The sequence below is a fragment of the Rathayibacter sp. Leaf299 genome (assembly GCF_001423055.1).
In the GTDB taxonomy this organism is placed as follows: Bacteria; Actinomycetota; Actinomycetes; order Actinomycetales; family Microbacteriaceae; genus Rathayibacter; species Rathayibacter caricis.
Window position 1 is genome coordinate 853,982 of sequence record NZ_LMNT01000001.1, and the last position, 15,311, is coordinate 869,292.

Consider the following 15,311-nt stretch of genomic DNA (forward strand, 5'->3'; position numbering starts at 1 on the left):
CCTGGGGACGGGATCGACGATCCGTCCATCGTAGGCGCCGGGACTGGACGGATCCGCTCGCGCAGCCACTCCGCTTCCGCGGCAGGATGGGACGCACCGCCTCCGGAAGGACACCATGAGCACCGAGACCGTTCCGCCCGTCACCGCCCCCGGCCGCAGCAACGCCTCGGTCACCGAGGCCGACCGCTCGCGCGTCTTCCACTCGTGGTCGGCGCAGGGAGCGCTGAACCCGCTGCCGATCGCCGGCGGCCTGGGGGCCGAGGTCTGGGACGTCGACGGCACCCGCTACCTCGACTTCTCGAGCCAGCTCGTGAACGTCACGATCGGCTACCAGCACCCCAAGGTCGTCGCGGCGATCCAGGAGCAGGCGGCGGTGCTGACCACCGTCGGCCCCGCCTTCGCCAACGAGACCCGCGCCGAGGCCGCGCGCCTGATCACCGACCTCGCTCCCGAGGGCTTCGAGAAGGTGTTCTTCACCAACGGCGGAGCCGACGCGAACGAGAACGCGATCCGCATGGCGCGCCTGTTCACCGGCCGCGACAAGGTCGTCTCGCTGTACCGCTCGTACCACGGCAACACCGGAGCGGCGATCGTGTCGACCGGCGACTGGCGCCGCATCCCCAACGAGTACGCGCGCGGACACGTGCACGCCTTCGGCCCCTACCTCTACCGCAGCGAGTTCTGGGCCGAGACGCTCGAGCAGGAGTGCGAGCGCGCGCTGCACCACCTCGAGCGCGTCGTCCAGGCCGAGGGCCCGGAGTCGATCGCGGCGTTCCTGCTCGAGACCATCCCGGGCACGGCCGGCGTCCTCACTCCGCCGCCCGGCTACCTCGCCGGCGTGCGGGCGATCGCCGACCGCTACGGCATCCAGCTGATCCTCGACGAGGTGATGGCCGGGTTCGGCCGCACCGGCGAGTGGTTCGCCTTCGACGCGTTCGACGTGCGCCCCGACCTGATCACCTTCGCGAAGGGCGTCAACTCGGGCTACGTGCCCATCGGAGGAGTCGTCATCTCGGAGGAGATCGCGCACCACTTCGACGAGCGCGTGTTCCCGGGCGGGCTCACCTACTCCGGTCACCCGCTCGCGGCGGCGAGCGTCGTCGCGACGCTGACCGCGATGGCGGAGGAGGGGATCGTCGAGAACGCGAAGACGATCGGCTCCGAGCACCTCGCGCCCGGGCTCGCCGCGCTGCAGGCGAAGCACGACGTCATCGGCGAGGTCCGCGGCTCGGGCGTCTTCTGGGCGCTGGAGCTCGTCGAGGACCGCGGCACGCGGGCGCCCGTGCCGGCCGCCTCGGTCGCGCGGCTGAAGTCGGACCTGCTGTCGCGGGGGCTCCTGCCGTTCACCGCCGACAACCGCATCCACGTCGTCCCGCCGGCCGTCGTCACCCCCGAGCAGGTCGCCCGCGGCCTGTCGATCCTCGACGACGCCCTGACCGCCTTCAGCGGCTGACGCGGGCGGCCGCCTCCTCGAGCCCGGGCCGTCGTCCTGTCGGGAATCGAGGTCGGGAGGGCTGACGGAGTCCGATCGAGCCGCCCGGTCGGCTCCCGACCTCGGTTGCAGACCGCTCGGCCTGCTGAACGAAGGCTGAACCTGCTGATCCGGGCGAGGATCGCGGAATCGCGTCGGGGAGCCTTACTTCTGAGGCCCGCGCGGCGTCGTCCTGCGTCGCCGGAGTGGCAGGTCGGGACTGTGCCGCGCACAACGACAGCCAGAAGTGCCCCTCAGCCACCATCGTGGCCGACGGGCACTCCTGGCCGAGGTTCCGCACGCGTGCCATCGCTGCCGCCCCTTCGCGCTGGCGACCGGACGAGCCGTTCCTCCATCCCGAACCGCGAAACGATCAGCCGTTCGATCCGCGCCCCGGCTTCCCCCCGACGACGAGGAAGCCGGACCAGCGGCACCCCACGAGGCGTATCCGGGAATCCGCGTCCCAGCGGATTCCCGTCGCCGATCGCAGGACGCTCTGCGGAACGCGCCCCTCTGCGATGGCCGACTGCGCCACGCCGCTCCGCGGCGCGCTATCCGATGGAGTGCAAGGTGAATGCGGTGACGAAGCCGAGCACGGCATACAGCCCCGTCAGCACATTGTCCCGGTCGAACGCCTCCGGGATCATCGTGTTCGAGATCATCGCGAGGATGGCGCCCGCGGCGACCGTCGTGACGAACGCGACGACGGCTCCCGGCGCGCTCGCGAACACCAGGAAGCCGACGAGCGCCGCCGCCGCCGAGGCCGCCGCGATCCCGCCCCACACCGTGAAGACGTAGCGGGCGGAGCGGCCGTCGGCCTTCATCCCGGCCGTCGACGAGAGCCCCTCGGGCAGGTTCGAGATCGCCACCGCGGCGACGATCGGCACACTGATCGCCGCTCCCGAGCCGCCCTGCGCCACCGACAGCCCGAGCACGATCGACTCCGGCACTCCGTCGATCAGCGCGCCGGCGGCGATGGCCGCTCCTCCTCCGCCGCCCGATCCGGAGGAGGACTTGCGGTTCCCGGCGCCCGCGCGCGAGAGCAGCGCGTCCGCTCCGACGAAGACGACGGCTCCGGCGAGAGTGCCGAGCACGGTCGGCAGGAGGCCGCCGTCGTCGGCCGCCTCGGCGACGAGCTCGTAGGCGAGGGCCGAGATGAGGACGCCGGCGCCGAAGGCCGACACGGCGGCCGTCAGCTTCGGCGGGACGCGGACGAACCAGGCGAGAGCGGCGCCGATCAGGAGCGTCGCTCCTCCGATCGCGCCGCTGAGGAGGGCGAGGGACCAACTGGGCACGGCTCAGCGTCTCAGACGGCCGCGCCTCCCTTCCCGGGGTTGACGGCGGCGTCGGGTCCGCGCGGCGGATGCACCCAGGTCACCAGGACCACCGACACGATCATCAGGAGGAACCACGACACGAGCTTCGACACGGAGACCATCTGCCAGCCGGCGACCTGGTCGGGGTAGAGCCACGCGCCGGAGTAGGTGGCGATGTTCTCGGCGAACCAGATGAAGAGGGCGACGAGAGCGAAGGCGAGCAGCACCGGCATCCGGTGCGCGCCGCGGTGCACGCGGTAGACCATCGTGCTGCGCGCCCACAGCACGGCCACGGCCGCGAGCAGCAGCCAGCGCGCGTCGGGCAGGTAGTGGTGGCTGAAGAAGTTCACGTAGATCAGCAGCGCGACGACGCCCGTCACCCAGCGGCGCGGCCAGCGGACGAAGCGCAGATCGAAGAGGCGGTGGATCCGCACCATGTACGAGCCGACGGAGGCGTAGAGGAAGCCGCTGAACAGCGGCACCGCGCCGATCCGCAGCACCCCGTCGGCCTCGTAGCTCCACGAGCCCACGTCGGTCTTGAAGAGCTCCATGCCGGTGCCGACCAGGTGGAACAGCACGATCACCCACAGCTCGCGCCCCGTCTCGAGGCGCGTGGCGACCAGCACGATCTGCAGAACGACCGCCGCGATCGTCAGCAGGTCGTTGCGCGCCAGCACCGCGTCGTCCGGGTACCAGAGGCGGGCCGCGAGCAGGAGCGCGAGCAGCGTGGCGCCGAACACGCACGCCCACGCCTGCTTCGCCCCGAAGACGAGGAACTCGATCAGCGCCGCGCGCGGACCGGTCGACGGCCCCCGCGCGAGCAGCCGGTGCGCGGCGTCGTCGATCCGCTGCTCGATCGGTGTGAAGGCCCGTCTCGGCTCGCTCATGCGTCCCGCTCCCTGTCGGAGCGGTCGATGCTACCGGTCGCGCTCGCGGATCAGACCGGCGCGTCGACCGGGGACGGCAGCGAGCTGGCCAGCGCCGCAGCCTCCTCGGGCGTGAGGTCGTCGGCGTAGTAGCGGTAGATGTTGCGCCGGGACACGTCGGCCGCCTCGCGCGGGGAGCGGCGGCGCAGGGCGTCGACGAGGGTCTCGGCGTCGGCCGCGCTGCGGCGCATCCGGGCGAGACGGTCGGTCTCGGAGCGCAGCCGGCCCTCGGTCAGGTGCGCCATCACTCCGCCCACGACGTTGCCGCAGACCTCGATCAGCTGGTTGCCGGAGGCGCGGCGGATAGCGGCGTGGAAGCGGTTCACGCGCTCGCCGAACCCGTCGGCCTCGCCCCGGGCGACCTCGTGCAGGGCGGCGAGGTGCTCCTCGATGCCGGCCAGATCCTCCGCGGTGCGGTTCTCGGCGGCGAGCAGGCACGACTGGCCCTCGAGCAGGAGGCGGAACTGCAGCAGCTCGACGCGGCTGATGCTCTCGAGATGGGCGAGGCGCGCCATGGACTTCTCGAGGATCCGCGGCGAGTACGCGGTGATCATCGGGCCCCGCGGATCGCCGGGGCGGGACTCGAGGAGGCCCGTCGCCTGCAGCACGCGCAGCGCCTCGCGGATCGTGGCGCGGCTGACCGAGAAGTCGGCCATCAGCTGGCGCTCGCCCGGCAGGCGGTCGCCGGGCTTGAGGTCGCCGATCTCCACGGCGCGCTCGATCTGCTCGACGATCGACTCGTACGCGCTGACCTTCTGCACGGGGCTGAACGCCACGGGGCTCCTCTCCGCGTCGGGTCGCGACGGGTGTTACATCTTTGTTTCCTCGCTTGACCCGCGTCTCGGCGCCATCCTAGCGTTCCTTCTACTGGTCAGACCAGTAGCCGTTCCCGGCTCGGATCCTCGCACCTCACCCCCTCCCGACCATGCACCGCCCGACCCTCGGAGCCGCACCCGTGACCCACAGATCCCGACGTCCCGCCCTCGCCGCGGCCGCCCTCCTCTCCGCCCTCGCGCTCTCGGCCTGCAGCGCCGGCGCGGGCGCCTCGTCGTCCTCCTCGTCCGGCGGCGAGCACGCCCCCACGGCGATCGTCGGCCTGACCGGCGAGCCCGCGAACTTCGACTTCACGACGACCGCGGGTGCCGCGATCCCGCAGGCCCTGATGAACAACGTGTACGAGGGACTCGTCGCGATCGACCAGGACGGCGCCCTGCAGCCGCTGCTGGCCGAGTCCTGGACGGTCAGCGAGGACGGCACCGTCTACGACTTCGTCCTGAAGGAGGGCGTGACGTTCTCGAACGGCGCCGAGTTCACCGCCGACGACGTGAAGTTCTCGCTCGAGCGCGTGAAGTCCGACTGGAAGATCAACCAGGCGAAGATGGCGGTCCTGGACCGCGTCGAGGTCGTCTCGCCGACCGAGGCGAGGGTCGTGCTCAGCCGGCCCAGCAACTCCTGGCTGTTCGACATGGGCGGCAGCGTCGGCCTGATGCTCGACGAGAGCGGAGTCGCGGACCTCGCGAACACCCCGGTCGGCACGGGCCCGTACACGGTCACCGAACGCGTCACCGGCGACCACATCTCGCTCGCCGCCCGCGACGACTACTGGGGCGAGGCGCCCGCCGTCACCGACGTGACCCTGCGCTACTTCGCCGACGCGGTCGCCTCCACGAACGCGCTCCGCGCCGGCGACGTCGACATGCTCTACAACATGCAGGCCCCCGACCTGGTCGCGCAGTTCGAGACGAACGACGACTTCCAGGTGATCCAGGGAACCTCGAACGGCGAGATCCTGCTGTCGATGAACAACGCCGAGGCGCCGTTCGACGACCTGCGGGTGCGCCAGGCGATCGCCCACGCCCTCGACCGCCAGGCGATCATCGAAACCGCCTGGGCCGGCTACGGCGAGCTCATCGGCGCGATGGTCCCGCCGACGGACCCCTACTACGAGGACCTCACCGACCTGTACCCCTACGACCCCGACAAGGCGCGCGATCTGCTGGCCGAGGCCGGCACCGAGGACCTGTCGATCACCTTCGACGTCCCGACCCGCCCCTACGCGACGGCCGTGTCCGAGGTCGTCGTCTCGCAGCTCGCCGAGGTCGGGATCGACGCGACGATCGCGTCGGACGAGTTCCCCGCGGTCTGGCTCGACAAGGTGTTCACCCGCCACGACTACGAGATGTCCGTCATCCTCGCCGTCGAGCCGCGCGACTTCCTCGCCAACTTCGGCGACCCCGGGTATTACCTCGGCTACGACGACCCCACCGTCGCGACCCGCGCCGCCGAGGCCGACGCCGCATCGGCCGAGGAGTGGGCCGCAGGCATGGAGGAGATCGTCGCCGACGTCGCGGCCGAGGTCCCCGCGGTGCCGCTGTTCCTCTTCCCGAACATCGTGATCGCAGACTCCGAGCTCACCGGCATCGCGGGCAACTCCGTCACGGAGTCGCTCGACCTCACCGGCCTGGCCTGGTCCTAGCGGTCCCCGCGGCGGCGCTCTCCGCGAGCGCCGCCGCCCCGCTCCCGTCCGCCCACCCCTCCATCCCCGTGAAAGGGGCGATCATGGCCCTGCGGATGCTCGCACTCGTCGGCAACTTCCTCGCCACCGTGCTCATCTCGACCATCGTCGTGTTCCTGCTGCTCCGGGTGATGCCCGGCGACCCCGCCACGGTCGCGCTCGGCATCGAGGCGACTCCCGAGCAGCTCGCCGCGTGGCGGGCCGAGAACGGCATCGACGCCCCGCTCGTCGTGCAGTACCTCGACTGGCTCGCCGGGCTCCTGCGCGGTGACTTCGGCACCTCCTACGTCAGCGGGCAGGACATCTCCCCGATCGTGTCCGACCGCTTCCAGGTGACGCTGATCCTGGTGGTCGTCGCCATGCTGATCGCCCTCGTCGTGGCGATCCCGCTCGGCACGTTCGCCGCGATGCGGCAGCGGCACCCGTCCGGAGTCGTCATCTCGGGCGTCTCGCAGATCGGCGTCGCCGTGCCGAACTTCCTCGTCGGCGTGCTGCTCGTGGCGTTCTTCGCCATCGGCCTGGGCTGGTTCCCCTCCGGAGGCTGGGTGCCGCCGTCGGATCCCGCGTTCCTCTCGCACATCGCGCTTCCCGCGATCGCGCTGGGCTCGGTGCAGGCGTCGATCCTGACCCGCTACGTCCGGTCGGCGGTGCTCGAGATCATGCGCGAGGACTTCCTCCGGACCGCCCGTTCGAAGGGGCTGACCTCGGGGGCGGCGCTGGTGCGGCACGGGCTGCGCAACGCGGGCATCCCCGTGCTGACCATCGTGGGCGTCCAGCTCGCGGGCCTGTTCATCGGAGCGGTCGTGATCGAGCGGGTGTTCAGCATCCCCGGTCTCGGCAGCTACCTCGTCGACTCCGTCGGCAACCGCGATCTGCTCGCGGTGCAGGCGGTGGTCGTCGTCCTCGTCGTGGCGATCGTCGCGATCAACTTCCTGGTCGACCTCGCCTTCACGCTCCTCGACCCGCGCCTCAGGAGGGCCTCATGACCGCTGTGCTCCCTCCCGGCACCGAGCCGCAGTCCGGTCGGTCCACTCCTCCGCGCACCGCCCTGATCACCCGGCCGCCCGGCCGCCTGCAGCGGCTCCGGCTCGGCGCCGACGCGCAGCTCTGGATCGGCGGCGCGCTGATCCTGCTCGTGCTGGTCACCGCCCTGGTGTCGCTCGTCTGGACGCCGTACGACCCGACCCGCTCGGTCGCAGGCGACCGCCTGCTGTTCCCGAGCGCGGCGCACCCCTTCGGCACCGACCGCTACGGGCGGGACGTGCTCTCGGGCATCATGGTCGGCGCGCAGATCACCCTGCTGGTCGGCACGGTCGCCGTCGCGATCGCCGCCGTGATCGGCGTCCCGCTCGGGATCCTCGCCGGGATGCGCCCGAAGCGGATCGGCGTCCTGGTGATGGGCGGCAGCGACGTCGTCATGGCGTTCCCCGGCCTCCTGCTGGCCATCGTCTTCGGAGCCGTGTTCGGCGCCGACACCACGACCGCGATGGTCGCCCTCGGCATCGGAGCGGCACCGGCCTTCGCCCGCGTCGCCCGCGCCGGGACGCTGCAGGTGATGGCGACCGATTACGTCTTCGCGGCCCGCGCGGCCAACCGCTCCGGATTCTCGATCGCGCTGCGCCACGTGCTGCCGAACATCGCCGGGATCCTCGTCGTGCAGTGCTCGGTCAACTTCGGCGTGGCCGTGCTCGCCGAGGCCGGGCTCTCGTTCCTCGGGCTCGGCACCAAGCCGCCCACGCCCTCCTGGGGCCGGATGCTGCAGGACTCGCAGCAGTTCCTCGGCGCCTACGACTACCTCGCGATCGTGCCGGGACTGGCCATCGCCCTCGCCGTGCTCGGATTCAACCTGCTCGGCGACGGACTCCGCGACCGATTCGACCCGAAGATGAGGAACCGCTGATGACCGAGCTCCGCCCCGCCGCCCTCGACGTCTCCCACCTGTCCGTCCGAGCCGGGGACCGCCTCCTCGTCGACGACCTCACCTTCCGCATCGGCGCCGGCGAGCGGGTGGGCCTCATCGGCGAGTCCGGGTCGGGCAAGTCGCTGACCTCCCTCGCCGTGATGGGGCTCCTGCCCGACACCGTGACCGCGACGGGGAGCGTGCGCGTGGGCGAGGACGCCGGCGAGGTCGTGGGCCTGGGGGAGCGCGCCGCGGCGCGGCTGCGCGGCTCGACGATGGCGATGGTGTTCCAGGAGCCGATGACCGCGCTCAACCCGCTCATGCGGGTCGGCACGCAGATCGCCGAGGCGATGCGGATCCACCGCACCCAGCCGGACCGCCGGTCCGCCGCCCGCCGCGCGGTCGAGCTGCTCGCCGATGTCGGCCTGCCGTCGCCCGAGGAGGCGGCGCGCGCCTACCCGCACCAGCTGTCCGGCGGTCAGCGTCAGCGGGTCGTCCTCGCCATCGCTCTGGCCAACGACCCCGCCCTCCTCGTCGCCGACGAGCCCACCACCGCGCTCGACGTCACGGTCCAGCGCCAGGTCCTCGACCTGGTCCTGCGCAGCGTGACGGAGCGGGGCACCGGTCTCCTCTTCATCACCCACGACCTCGCCGTGGTCGGCGAGACCTGCGACCGGGTGCTGGTCATGAACGCCGGGGTCATCGTCGAGGAGGGGCCGATCGACCGGGTATTCACGAAGCCCGAGCACCCGTACACGCGCGGACTGCTCGCCGCCTCCGACCTCGACGCCACCGACTCCGCCGGCCGGCTCTTCACCGTCGCGACCTCCGAGGGCTACACCCCCGGCCGCTCGGTCGACCGGATGGACGCGGGACGCGAGGAGCGCGCTGCGGCCCCCGAGGCGCCGACGGTGGTGCGCGCCTCCGGCCTCACGAAGACCTACACGCGCGGCCGCACCTCCCTCTTCTCGCCGCCGCAGAAGGTCGAGGCCCTGCGCGGGCTCGACTTCGAGATCCGGGCGGGCGACCGGTTCGGCATCGTGGGGGAGTCGGGGTCGGGCAAGTCGACCCTGCTCCGCATCCTCTCGGGGCTCGACACCCCGACCTCCGGAGCGCTCGAGGTGGTCGGGCGGGATCTGACGACGCACCGCCGCGCCGACCTCGCGGAGCTGCGCAGCAGCCTGCAGATCGTGTTCCAGGACCCGATGGCGTCGCTGGATCCGCGGATGAAGGTGGGCGACATCGTCGCCGAGCCCCTGCTGAACGCGGCGAACACCGGAGCCGCGGTGTCGGCGTCCGAGCGCGCCGACCGCGTCGCCGAGGTGATCCGCTCGGTCGGCCTGCCCGCCGACTCCGTCGCCCGCTACCCGCACCAGTTCTCGGGCGGACAGCGTCAGCGCATCTCGATCGCTCGGGCGCTGGTCTGCCGCCCGCGGATCCTCGTCGCCGACGAGCCCGTGAGCGCCCTCGACGTCTCGGTCCGGGCGCAGGTGCTGAACCTGCTCGCCGACCTGGTCGAGGAGTACCGCCTCACCCTGATCTTCGTGTCGCACGACCTCGGCGTCGTGCGCTACCTCTGCGACCGCGTCGCGGTGATGCGCAGCGGCCGCATCGTGGAGCAGGGGCCGACCCGCGCGCTCTACGAGAACCCCGTCGACGACTACACCCGGGCGCTCATCGCCGCCACGCCCTCGATCCGCCACCGCCAGGAGATCCGATGACCCCCTCGACCGACACCTCCTTCCGCTACGACGGGGCACGCCTCGCGGCCGCCTACTCCTCGGGCGAGCTCTCGCCGGTCGACGTGGCGGAGGAGCTCCTCGCCGACATCGAGCAGCGGAACCCCGCGATCAACGCCTTCAGCGACCTCGACCCCGAGGGCGTCCTCGCGGCGGCCCGCGCGAGCGAGGAGCGCCGGCGCGCAGGCGCACCCCTCAGCCGGCTCGACGGAGTGCCCGTCACGGTCAAGGAGAACCTGTACCGCGTCGGACTGCCGGCCCGCGCGGGGACCGCGGCCGCCGCTGCGACGGTCCCGCGGCAGGACTCGCCCGCCGTCGCGCGCCTGCTCGAGGCGGGCGCCGTGATCGTCGGCTCGACCACGATGCCCGACTGGGGCATGCTCTCCTCCGGAGTCTCGAGCGCCCACGGAGTGACCCGCAGCCCCCTGGATCCCGCGCTCACCGTCGGCGGGTCGTCCTCGGGCGCGGGAGCCGCGGCGGCTGCGGGCTTCGGAACCTTCCACGTCGGCACCGACATCGGCGGCTCCGTGCGACTGCCCGCCGCCTGGCTCGGGCTCGCGACGCTCAAGCCGAGCGACGGCCGCATCCCGCTCGACAACCCCTACCAGGGGCGGGCGGCGGGTCCGCTGGCCCAGTCCGTGGCGGACGTCGCGCTCGGGATGTCGGTGCTCTCGCGACCCGACGCCCGCGACTACACCTCGCTGCCGCCCGAGTCGATCGACTGGGACGACCGGGCGCTCGACGTCCGCGGTGCCCGCGTGGCCGTGCACACGGATCCGGGCGCGGGCATGGCGGTCGACCCCGAGATCCGGGCGGCGGTCCTCGCGGCCGCGGACGCCTACTCCGACGCGGGGGCCGAGGTCGTCGAACTGCCCGCCTTCCTCGACGACGGGGTCCTCGAGCAGATCGACCTCTTCTGGCGCGTGCGCTTCTGGCGCACCTACTACGACCTGCCCACCGAGGCGAAGGCGCGCGCCCTGCCCTTCATCACCACCTGGGTGCACGGAGGCGCGGACGTGTCCGGACGTCGAGTGCTCGAGGCGACCGAGGCGATCAGCGAGCTGCGCCGCCGGACCGTCGAGGCCACGCTGCCGTTCGACGCCGTCCTGTCGCCGGTGGCCCCGGTCGCGGCGTTCCCCGCGGAGTGGCCGATGCCGTGGGGCCACGAGGACCGCGGCATGGCGCACATCGCCTTCACCGTGCCCTACAACATGTCGGGTCAGCCCGCGGCGAGCATCAACGCGGGGACGACCTCCGACGGCCGCGCGATCGGGCTGCAGATCTCGGGCCGGCGCTTCGCGGACCTCGAGGTGCTGCGCCACGCGCAGTGGTGGGAGTCGGCGCGGCCGGAGTCGGCAGTGCCGGTGTTCGCCCGGGGGTGAGCGCCGGGTCGTTCGGGCTCCCGGCGACGTTCCGGAGCGGGAGCCGCCTGTGAGCGCGGACACCGTGTCCCCGCGCGGCGCGGAACGCGAAATAGACTGCGGGAATGGCGGAGTTCAGCGCGAGTGTTTTCCAGAACGAGTACCTCTCGGACGGCGCCACGGATGTGCACGCGATCGTGACGGTCACCGCCTCCGGCACCGGCTCGGCCGGCAGCGACGGAGCGGCCGCCGAGATCATCATCGTCGACTGCTCCGGATCGATGACCGGCGAGAACATGGCCGCCGCCAAGCGCGCGGCCCAGGTCGCGGTCGACCAGATCCTCGACGGCACGTTCTTCGCGGTCGTGGCGGGCTCCGAGCGCGCCGACCGCGCGTTCCCGTACCCCAACGCCTCCGTCTCGATGGTGCGGATGGAGCCGGGCGCCCGCGCCGCGGCCCGCGAGGCCATCGGCTACCTCCAGGCCGACGGCGGCACCGCGATGGGCAGCTGGCTGACCCTCGCCCGCCAGCTCTTCGCGACGGTCCCGGAGGCGACGCAGCGCCACGCGATCCTCCTCACCGACGGCAAGAACGAGCACGAGTCGCGGATGCAGCTCGACGCCGCGATCCGCGCCGCCCAGGGGGCGTTCCAGTGCGACGTGCGCGGAGTCGGCACCCGCTGGGTGGTCGAGGAGGCGCGCACGATCGCGAGCGCACTGCTCGGCACCGTCGGCCTCATCGCGAACCCGTCCGACATGGCGGCCGACTTCGAGCAGCTCATGCAGGCGTCGATGGGGCGCGGAGTCGCGAACGGCGAGCTGCGCGTGTGGACCCCGCAGGGCGCGCAGCTGCTCTTCGTCCGTCAGGTCGCGCCGAACCTCGAGGACCTCAGCTCGCGCCGCACGCCGGTGAACCCGCTGACCGGCTCCTACCCCACGGGCGCCTGGGGCGACGAGTCGCGGGAGTACCACGTGGCGGTCCGCGTCGCCTCGAAGCCGGTCGGAGCGGAGCAGCTCGCCGCTCGCGTGCAGCTGAGCGTGCGCGACGAGGTGGTCGCCTCGGCGCTGGTGAAGGCCCGCTGGACCGACGACTCCGCCCTCACCGCCCGCATCGACCCCGCGGTCGCGCACTACACGGGGCAGACCGAGCTGGCCTCGGCGATCCAGGACGGCCTCGCGGCGAAGGCCGCCGGCGACGATGCGACGGCCACCGTCAAGCTCGGCCGCGCCGTGCAGCTCGCCGCCGTCACCGGCAACGACGAGGCGACGGCGAAGCTGCGCAAGGTGGTCGAGATCGACAACCCGAACGAGGGCACGGTGCGGCTGAAGCGCGGAGTCACCCGCCTGGACGAGATGGCGCTCGACACGGCGTCGACCAAGACCACGCGGGTGCGCAAGTGAGCTACCGGTGCCCGGAGGGGCACACCTCCGCGTCCGGCGACTACTGCGACGTCTGCGGCGCGCCGATCCAGGCCGCTCCCTCGCCCGCTCCTGCGCCCAGCGCCGCCGCGCCGACCACGGCGATCCCGACCGGGCCGGCCGTCTGCCCGAACTGCTCGTACACCAATGAGGCGGGCGCGCTGTTCTGCGAGAACTGCGGCTACGACTTCACCACGGGCTCGCTGCCCGAGGCCGATCCGTTCACCGAGTCCGGCGCCGTGCGCGCGCCCGGCGAGGTCGGCGGATCCGCGACGCCGGCGGGGGACCCCGGAGCGCACCCGGGCGAGGCGCCGGCGCCGGCCGCCGATCCCGAGGCGCCGACCGCGTTCGTGCCGGAGCAGGAGGCCGGGTTCGACGTCCCGGTCGCGACGGCGCCGCCGACGGAGGTGATCCCCGAGCCCGAGCCGGCCCCCGCGTCGGTCGAGTCGGAGGACGAGCCGTGGATCGCCGAGCTCTGGATCGACCCCGAGTGGTACGCGGAGCAGCGCGCCGACGACCCGATGCCCTCCGCGGGACCGCCGGACGTCGTCGTGCTGCGCGAGCGCTCGCTGCTCGTCGGCCGCCCCTCCGTCTCGCGCGGCATCTCCCCGCAGATCGACTGCGGCACCGACTCCGGAGTCTCGCGCCGGCACTGCCAGCTGAGCACCGACGGCTACCGCTGGTGGGTCGAGGACCTGCAGTCGGCCAACGGCACCTACCTCGCGCCCGCGGGAGCCGCGCTGCCGCAGACGCCGATCGCTCCCGGCCAGCGCCGCGAGATCGAGGAGGGCGACCGCCTCTACGTCGGCGCCTGGACCCGCATCGTCCTCCGGAAGGCCCTGCCGGGCGAGGCCTGATCGCGCCTGCGCCGGGTGACCGCGGGGTCCCGATCCGCGGCTACTCGACGAGCAGCGGGCTCAGCGGCCGGCGAGCAGCCCGAGCATCCAGGACAGCGCGGCGACCGCGCCGACGCCGACGACGCTCGAGCCGATGATCACGCCGCGGCGGATCCGCGCGGTGCGGCTCCCGTCGACCGTCGCGACCGACCCGGATCCGGGAGCGAGGCCGCCGCGCAGCCGGTGCGCCACCTCGTCGGCGGTCGGCCGGAGGGAGGGGTCGCGCTGCGTCATCTCGGCGAGCAGCGTGCGCCACTCCGCCGGCAGGGTCGGGGGGATCGTGGGGCTGCGGTGCAGGCGCGCGATGGCGGCCTCGAGCACCGTGCCCGAGTACTCCCGGTGGCCGGTGAGCGCCTCGAGGAGGACCAGGCCGAGCGAGAAGACGTCGCTCGCTCCGCTGATCGGCTCGCCCGCGACCTGCTCGGGGCTGACGAAGCTGGCCGTGCCGATGACGATGCCGTCGCTGGTGAGGCGCGAGCCGTCCATGAAGTGGGCGACGCCGAAGTCGGTGAGCTTGGCGGTGTGCTCGTAGCCGCTCGAGCCGACGTCGCTGACGAGGATGTTGGCGGGCTTCACGTCTCGGTGGACGACTCCGCGCTCGTGCAGGTAGGAGAGCGCCTCGGCGAGCTGGGTGCCGATCGCGGACACCTCGTCGACGGGCATCGGACCCGCCTGGAGCCGGACCTCCATCGTCGGATCCGCGACGAGCTCCATGACGACGTAGCGGCGCACCTCGCCGCCGAAGTTGTGCAGCCCCGCGTCGAAGAGGTTGACGATGCCGGGGTGGGCGAACGAGCTCAGCATCCGCACCTCGCGCTCCTGGCGGGCGACGTCCTCCGGGTTCGACGCCTCGGCGCGGAACACCTTCACGGCGACGTCGCGCTGCACGGTCTCGTCGCGCGCGCGGTACACGGATCCCATCCCACCCGAGCCGATGCGCTCGATCAGGTAGTAGCGCCCTGCCACCCGCTGCTGGGCGGCATTGGCGGCGATGGTGCTCATGAGGAGCCCGCCTTCCGAGGGAACGGCACGTTCGGAGCGCTCCGGAACGGCGCCTGGGGAAAAGGTATCGCGGTCACCCTTCCCGGGGGGAGGCCCGGATCGGGGATTGACAGCGCGTCGCCGCTGAGCGGGTGCCGCCCCGGGTCAGCCGCGGCGGCCGAGCATCCCCTCGAACGAGCCGTCGAGCGCCCACGGATCGCGCACGGACCGCGACGCCCGGGCCGCCTCCGTCGCCAGCTCGCGGCCGGCGCGCTCGATCCGGCCGGGCAGGGCGCGAGCGTCCTCACCCTCTCCGCCCCAGTCGGCGGTCGCCGCGAAGACGGTCGTCGACAGTGGAGCCGCGTGCAGGTAGCTGAAGAGCGGGCGCATCGCGTAGTCGACCGCGAGGGAGTGGCGGGGCGACCCTCCGGTCGCGGCGAGCAGCACGGGCAGGCCGCGCAGCGCCTCCGTGTCGAGCACGTCGACGAACGACTTGAAGAGCCCGCTGTAGCTCGTGGTGAAGATCGGAGTGACGGCGATCAGGCCGTCGGCGCCCGAGACGGCGTCGAGCGCGGTCTGCAGCGCGGGGCTCGGGAATCCGGTCAGCAGCATGTTCGTCACGTCGTGCGCGAGATCGCGCAGCTCGACGACGCTCCGCTCGGTCGCGAAGCCCTGCTCCGCCAGTTCGTGCTCGGTCGCGTCGGCGAGGCGGTCGGCGAGCAGCCGGGTGGAGGACGGCGTGCTCAGGCCGGCCGAGAGGACGGTGATCCTGCGGGTATCCATGGTGG

The 15,311-nt window shown here is 72.7% G+C and carries 13 protein-coding genes; 8 read left to right on the forward strand and 5 right to left on the reverse strand.

The genetic code is table 11. The annotated features are described in order from the left end of the window. Positions 1-115 precede the first annotated feature (115 nt). A complete protein-coding gene (locus ASF48_RS03915; RefSeq protein WP_055786714.1) occupies positions 116-1,453 on the forward strand; it encodes an aspartate aminotransferase family protein in 1,338 nt (445 codons plus the stop codon). Positions 1,454-2,022: 569 nt separating this feature from the next. Here the strand turns inward: ASF48_RS03915 and ASF48_RS03920 are convergent. Genes ASF48_RS03920 through ASF48_RS03930 form a run of 3 tightly spaced genes read right to left on the reverse strand, consistent with a single transcriptional unit; the run spans position 2,023 to position 4,489 of the window. After that, positions 2,023-2,766 carry a ZIP family metal transporter gene (locus ASF48_RS03920; RefSeq protein ID WP_055786719.1) on the reverse strand — a complete coding sequence of 248 codons (744 nt, stop codon included), beginning with the start codon at positions 2,764-2,766 and terminating at the stop codon, positions 2,023-2,025. A gap of 11 nt (positions 2,767-2,777) precedes the next feature. Beyond that, the gene (locus ASF48_RS03925) at positions 2,778-3,674 is read right to left on the reverse strand and encodes a DUF817 domain-containing protein (RefSeq protein WP_055786721.1); all 897 of its coding nucleotides are present in this window, start codon (positions 3,672-3,674) and stop codon (positions 2,778-2,780) included. A 50-nt stretch (positions 3,675-3,724) separates the two neighbouring features. Then, on the reverse strand, positions 3,725-4,489 hold the full coding sequence (locus ASF48_RS03930) for a FadR/GntR family transcriptional regulator (protein WP_055786724.1): 765 nt from the start codon (positions 4,487-4,489) through the stop codon (positions 3,725-3,727). Between the two features lie 179 nt (positions 4,490-4,668). Here ASF48_RS03930 and ASF48_RS03935 point away from each other — a divergent pair, with 179 nt between their 5' ends. The 7 genes from ASF48_RS03935 to ASF48_RS03965 all read left to right on the forward strand — a co-directional run bounded on the left by ASF48_RS03935 (position 4,669) and on the right by ASF48_RS03965 (position 13,503). Further along, positions 4,669-6,189 carry an ABC transporter substrate-binding protein gene (locus ASF48_RS03935; RefSeq protein ID WP_230671999.1) on the forward strand — a complete coding sequence of 507 codons (1,521 nt, stop codon included), beginning with the start codon at positions 4,669-4,671 and terminating at the stop codon, positions 6,187-6,189. A gap of 83 nt (positions 6,190-6,272) precedes the next feature. Beyond that, positions 6,273-7,214 carry an ABC transporter permease gene (locus tag ASF48_RS03940; RefSeq protein WP_055786729.1) on the forward strand — a complete coding sequence of 314 codons (942 nt, stop codon included), beginning with the start codon at positions 6,273-6,275 and terminating at the stop codon, positions 7,212-7,214. After that, positions 7,211-8,128: an ABC transporter permease gene (locus ASF48_RS03945; RefSeq protein WP_082480967.1), complete on the forward strand. Its 918-nt coding sequence runs from the start codon at positions 7,211-7,213 to the stop codon at positions 8,126-8,128. The genes ASF48_RS03940 and ASF48_RS03945 overlap by 4 nt, the downstream gene beginning before the upstream one ends. Next, positions 8,128-9,849, forward strand: a complete 1,722-nt coding sequence (locus ASF48_RS03950) for a dipeptide ABC transporter ATP-binding protein (protein WP_055786732.1) — start codon at positions 8,128-8,130, stop codon at positions 9,847-9,849. Before ASF48_RS03945 ends, ASF48_RS03950 begins: the two co-directional genes overlap by 1 nt. Beyond that, positions 9,846-11,249 (forward strand): amidase, encoded by a 1,404-nt coding sequence (locus tag ASF48_RS03955; RefSeq protein WP_055786735.1) that lies wholly within the window; start codon positions 9,846-9,848, stop codon positions 11,247-11,249. The genes ASF48_RS03950 and ASF48_RS03955 overlap by 4 nt, the downstream gene beginning before the upstream one ends. Positions 11,250-11,353: 104 nt before the next feature. After that, entirely contained in the window at positions 11,354-12,628 is a 1,275-nt protein-coding gene (locus ASF48_RS03960) for a VWA domain-containing protein (RefSeq protein WP_055786738.1), read from the forward strand. After that, the gene (locus tag ASF48_RS03965) at positions 12,625-13,503 is read left to right on the forward strand and encodes an FHA domain-containing protein (protein ID WP_055786741.1); all 879 of its coding nucleotides are present in this window, start codon (positions 12,625-12,627) and stop codon (positions 13,501-13,503) included. The genes ASF48_RS03960 and ASF48_RS03965 overlap by 4 nt, the downstream gene beginning before the upstream one ends. Before the next feature lie 60 nt (positions 13,504-13,563). On the opposite strand, the gene ASF48_RS03970 is transcribed toward ASF48_RS03965, so the two are convergent. Together ASF48_RS03970 and ASF48_RS03975 are read right to left on the reverse strand one after the other, a co-directional pair. Further along, positions 13,564-14,544, reverse strand: coding sequence for a serine/threonine-protein kinase (locus ASF48_RS03970; RefSeq protein WP_055786744.1), 981 nt, complete (start codon positions 14,542-14,544; stop codon positions 13,564-13,566). Positions 14,545-14,688: 144 nt separating this feature from the next. Continuing rightward, positions 14,689-15,306 carry an FMN reductase gene (locus ASF48_RS03975; protein WP_055786747.1) on the reverse strand — a complete coding sequence of 206 codons (618 nt, stop codon included), beginning with the start codon at positions 15,304-15,306 and terminating at the stop codon, positions 14,689-14,691. Positions 15,307-15,311: the final 5 nt, after the last annotated feature.

Bases quoted from the DNA above. Each gene is read 5' to 3' on its own strand.
- ASF48_RS03945 (WP_082480967.1), top strand. From the start codon at position 7,211: ATGACCGCTGTGCTCCCTCCCGGCACCGAGCCGCAGTCCGGTCGGTCC.
- ASF48_RS03970 (WP_055786744.1), bottom strand. From the start codon at position 14,544: ATGAGCACCATCGCCGCCAATGCCGCCCAGCAGCGGGTGGCAGGGCGC.
- ASF48_RS03950 (WP_055786732.1), top strand. From the start codon at position 8,128: ATGACCGAGCTCCGCCCCGCCGCCCTCGACGTCTCCCACCTGTCCGTC.
- ASF48_RS03940 (WP_055786729.1), top strand. From the start codon at position 6,273: ATGGCCCTGCGGATGCTCGCACTCGTCGGCAACTTCCTCGCCACCGTG.
- ASF48_RS03915 (WP_055786714.1), top strand. From the start codon at position 116: ATGAGCACCGAGACCGTTCCGCCCGTCACCGCCCCCGGCCGCAGCAAC.
- ASF48_RS03960 (WP_055786738.1), top strand. From the start codon at position 11,354: ATGGCGGAGTTCAGCGCGAGTGTTTTCCAGAACGAGTACCTCTCGGAC.
- ASF48_RS03975 (WP_055786747.1), bottom strand. From the start codon at position 15,306: ATGGATACCCGCAGGATCACCGTCCTCTCGGCCGGCCTGAGCACGCCG.
- ASF48_RS03955 (WP_055786735.1), top strand. From the start codon at position 9,846: ATGACCCCCTCGACCGACACCTCCTTCCGCTACGACGGGGCACGCCTC.
- ASF48_RS03925 (WP_055786721.1), bottom strand. From the start codon at position 3,674: ATGAGCGAGCCGAGACGGGCCTTCACACCGATCGAGCAGCGGATCGAC.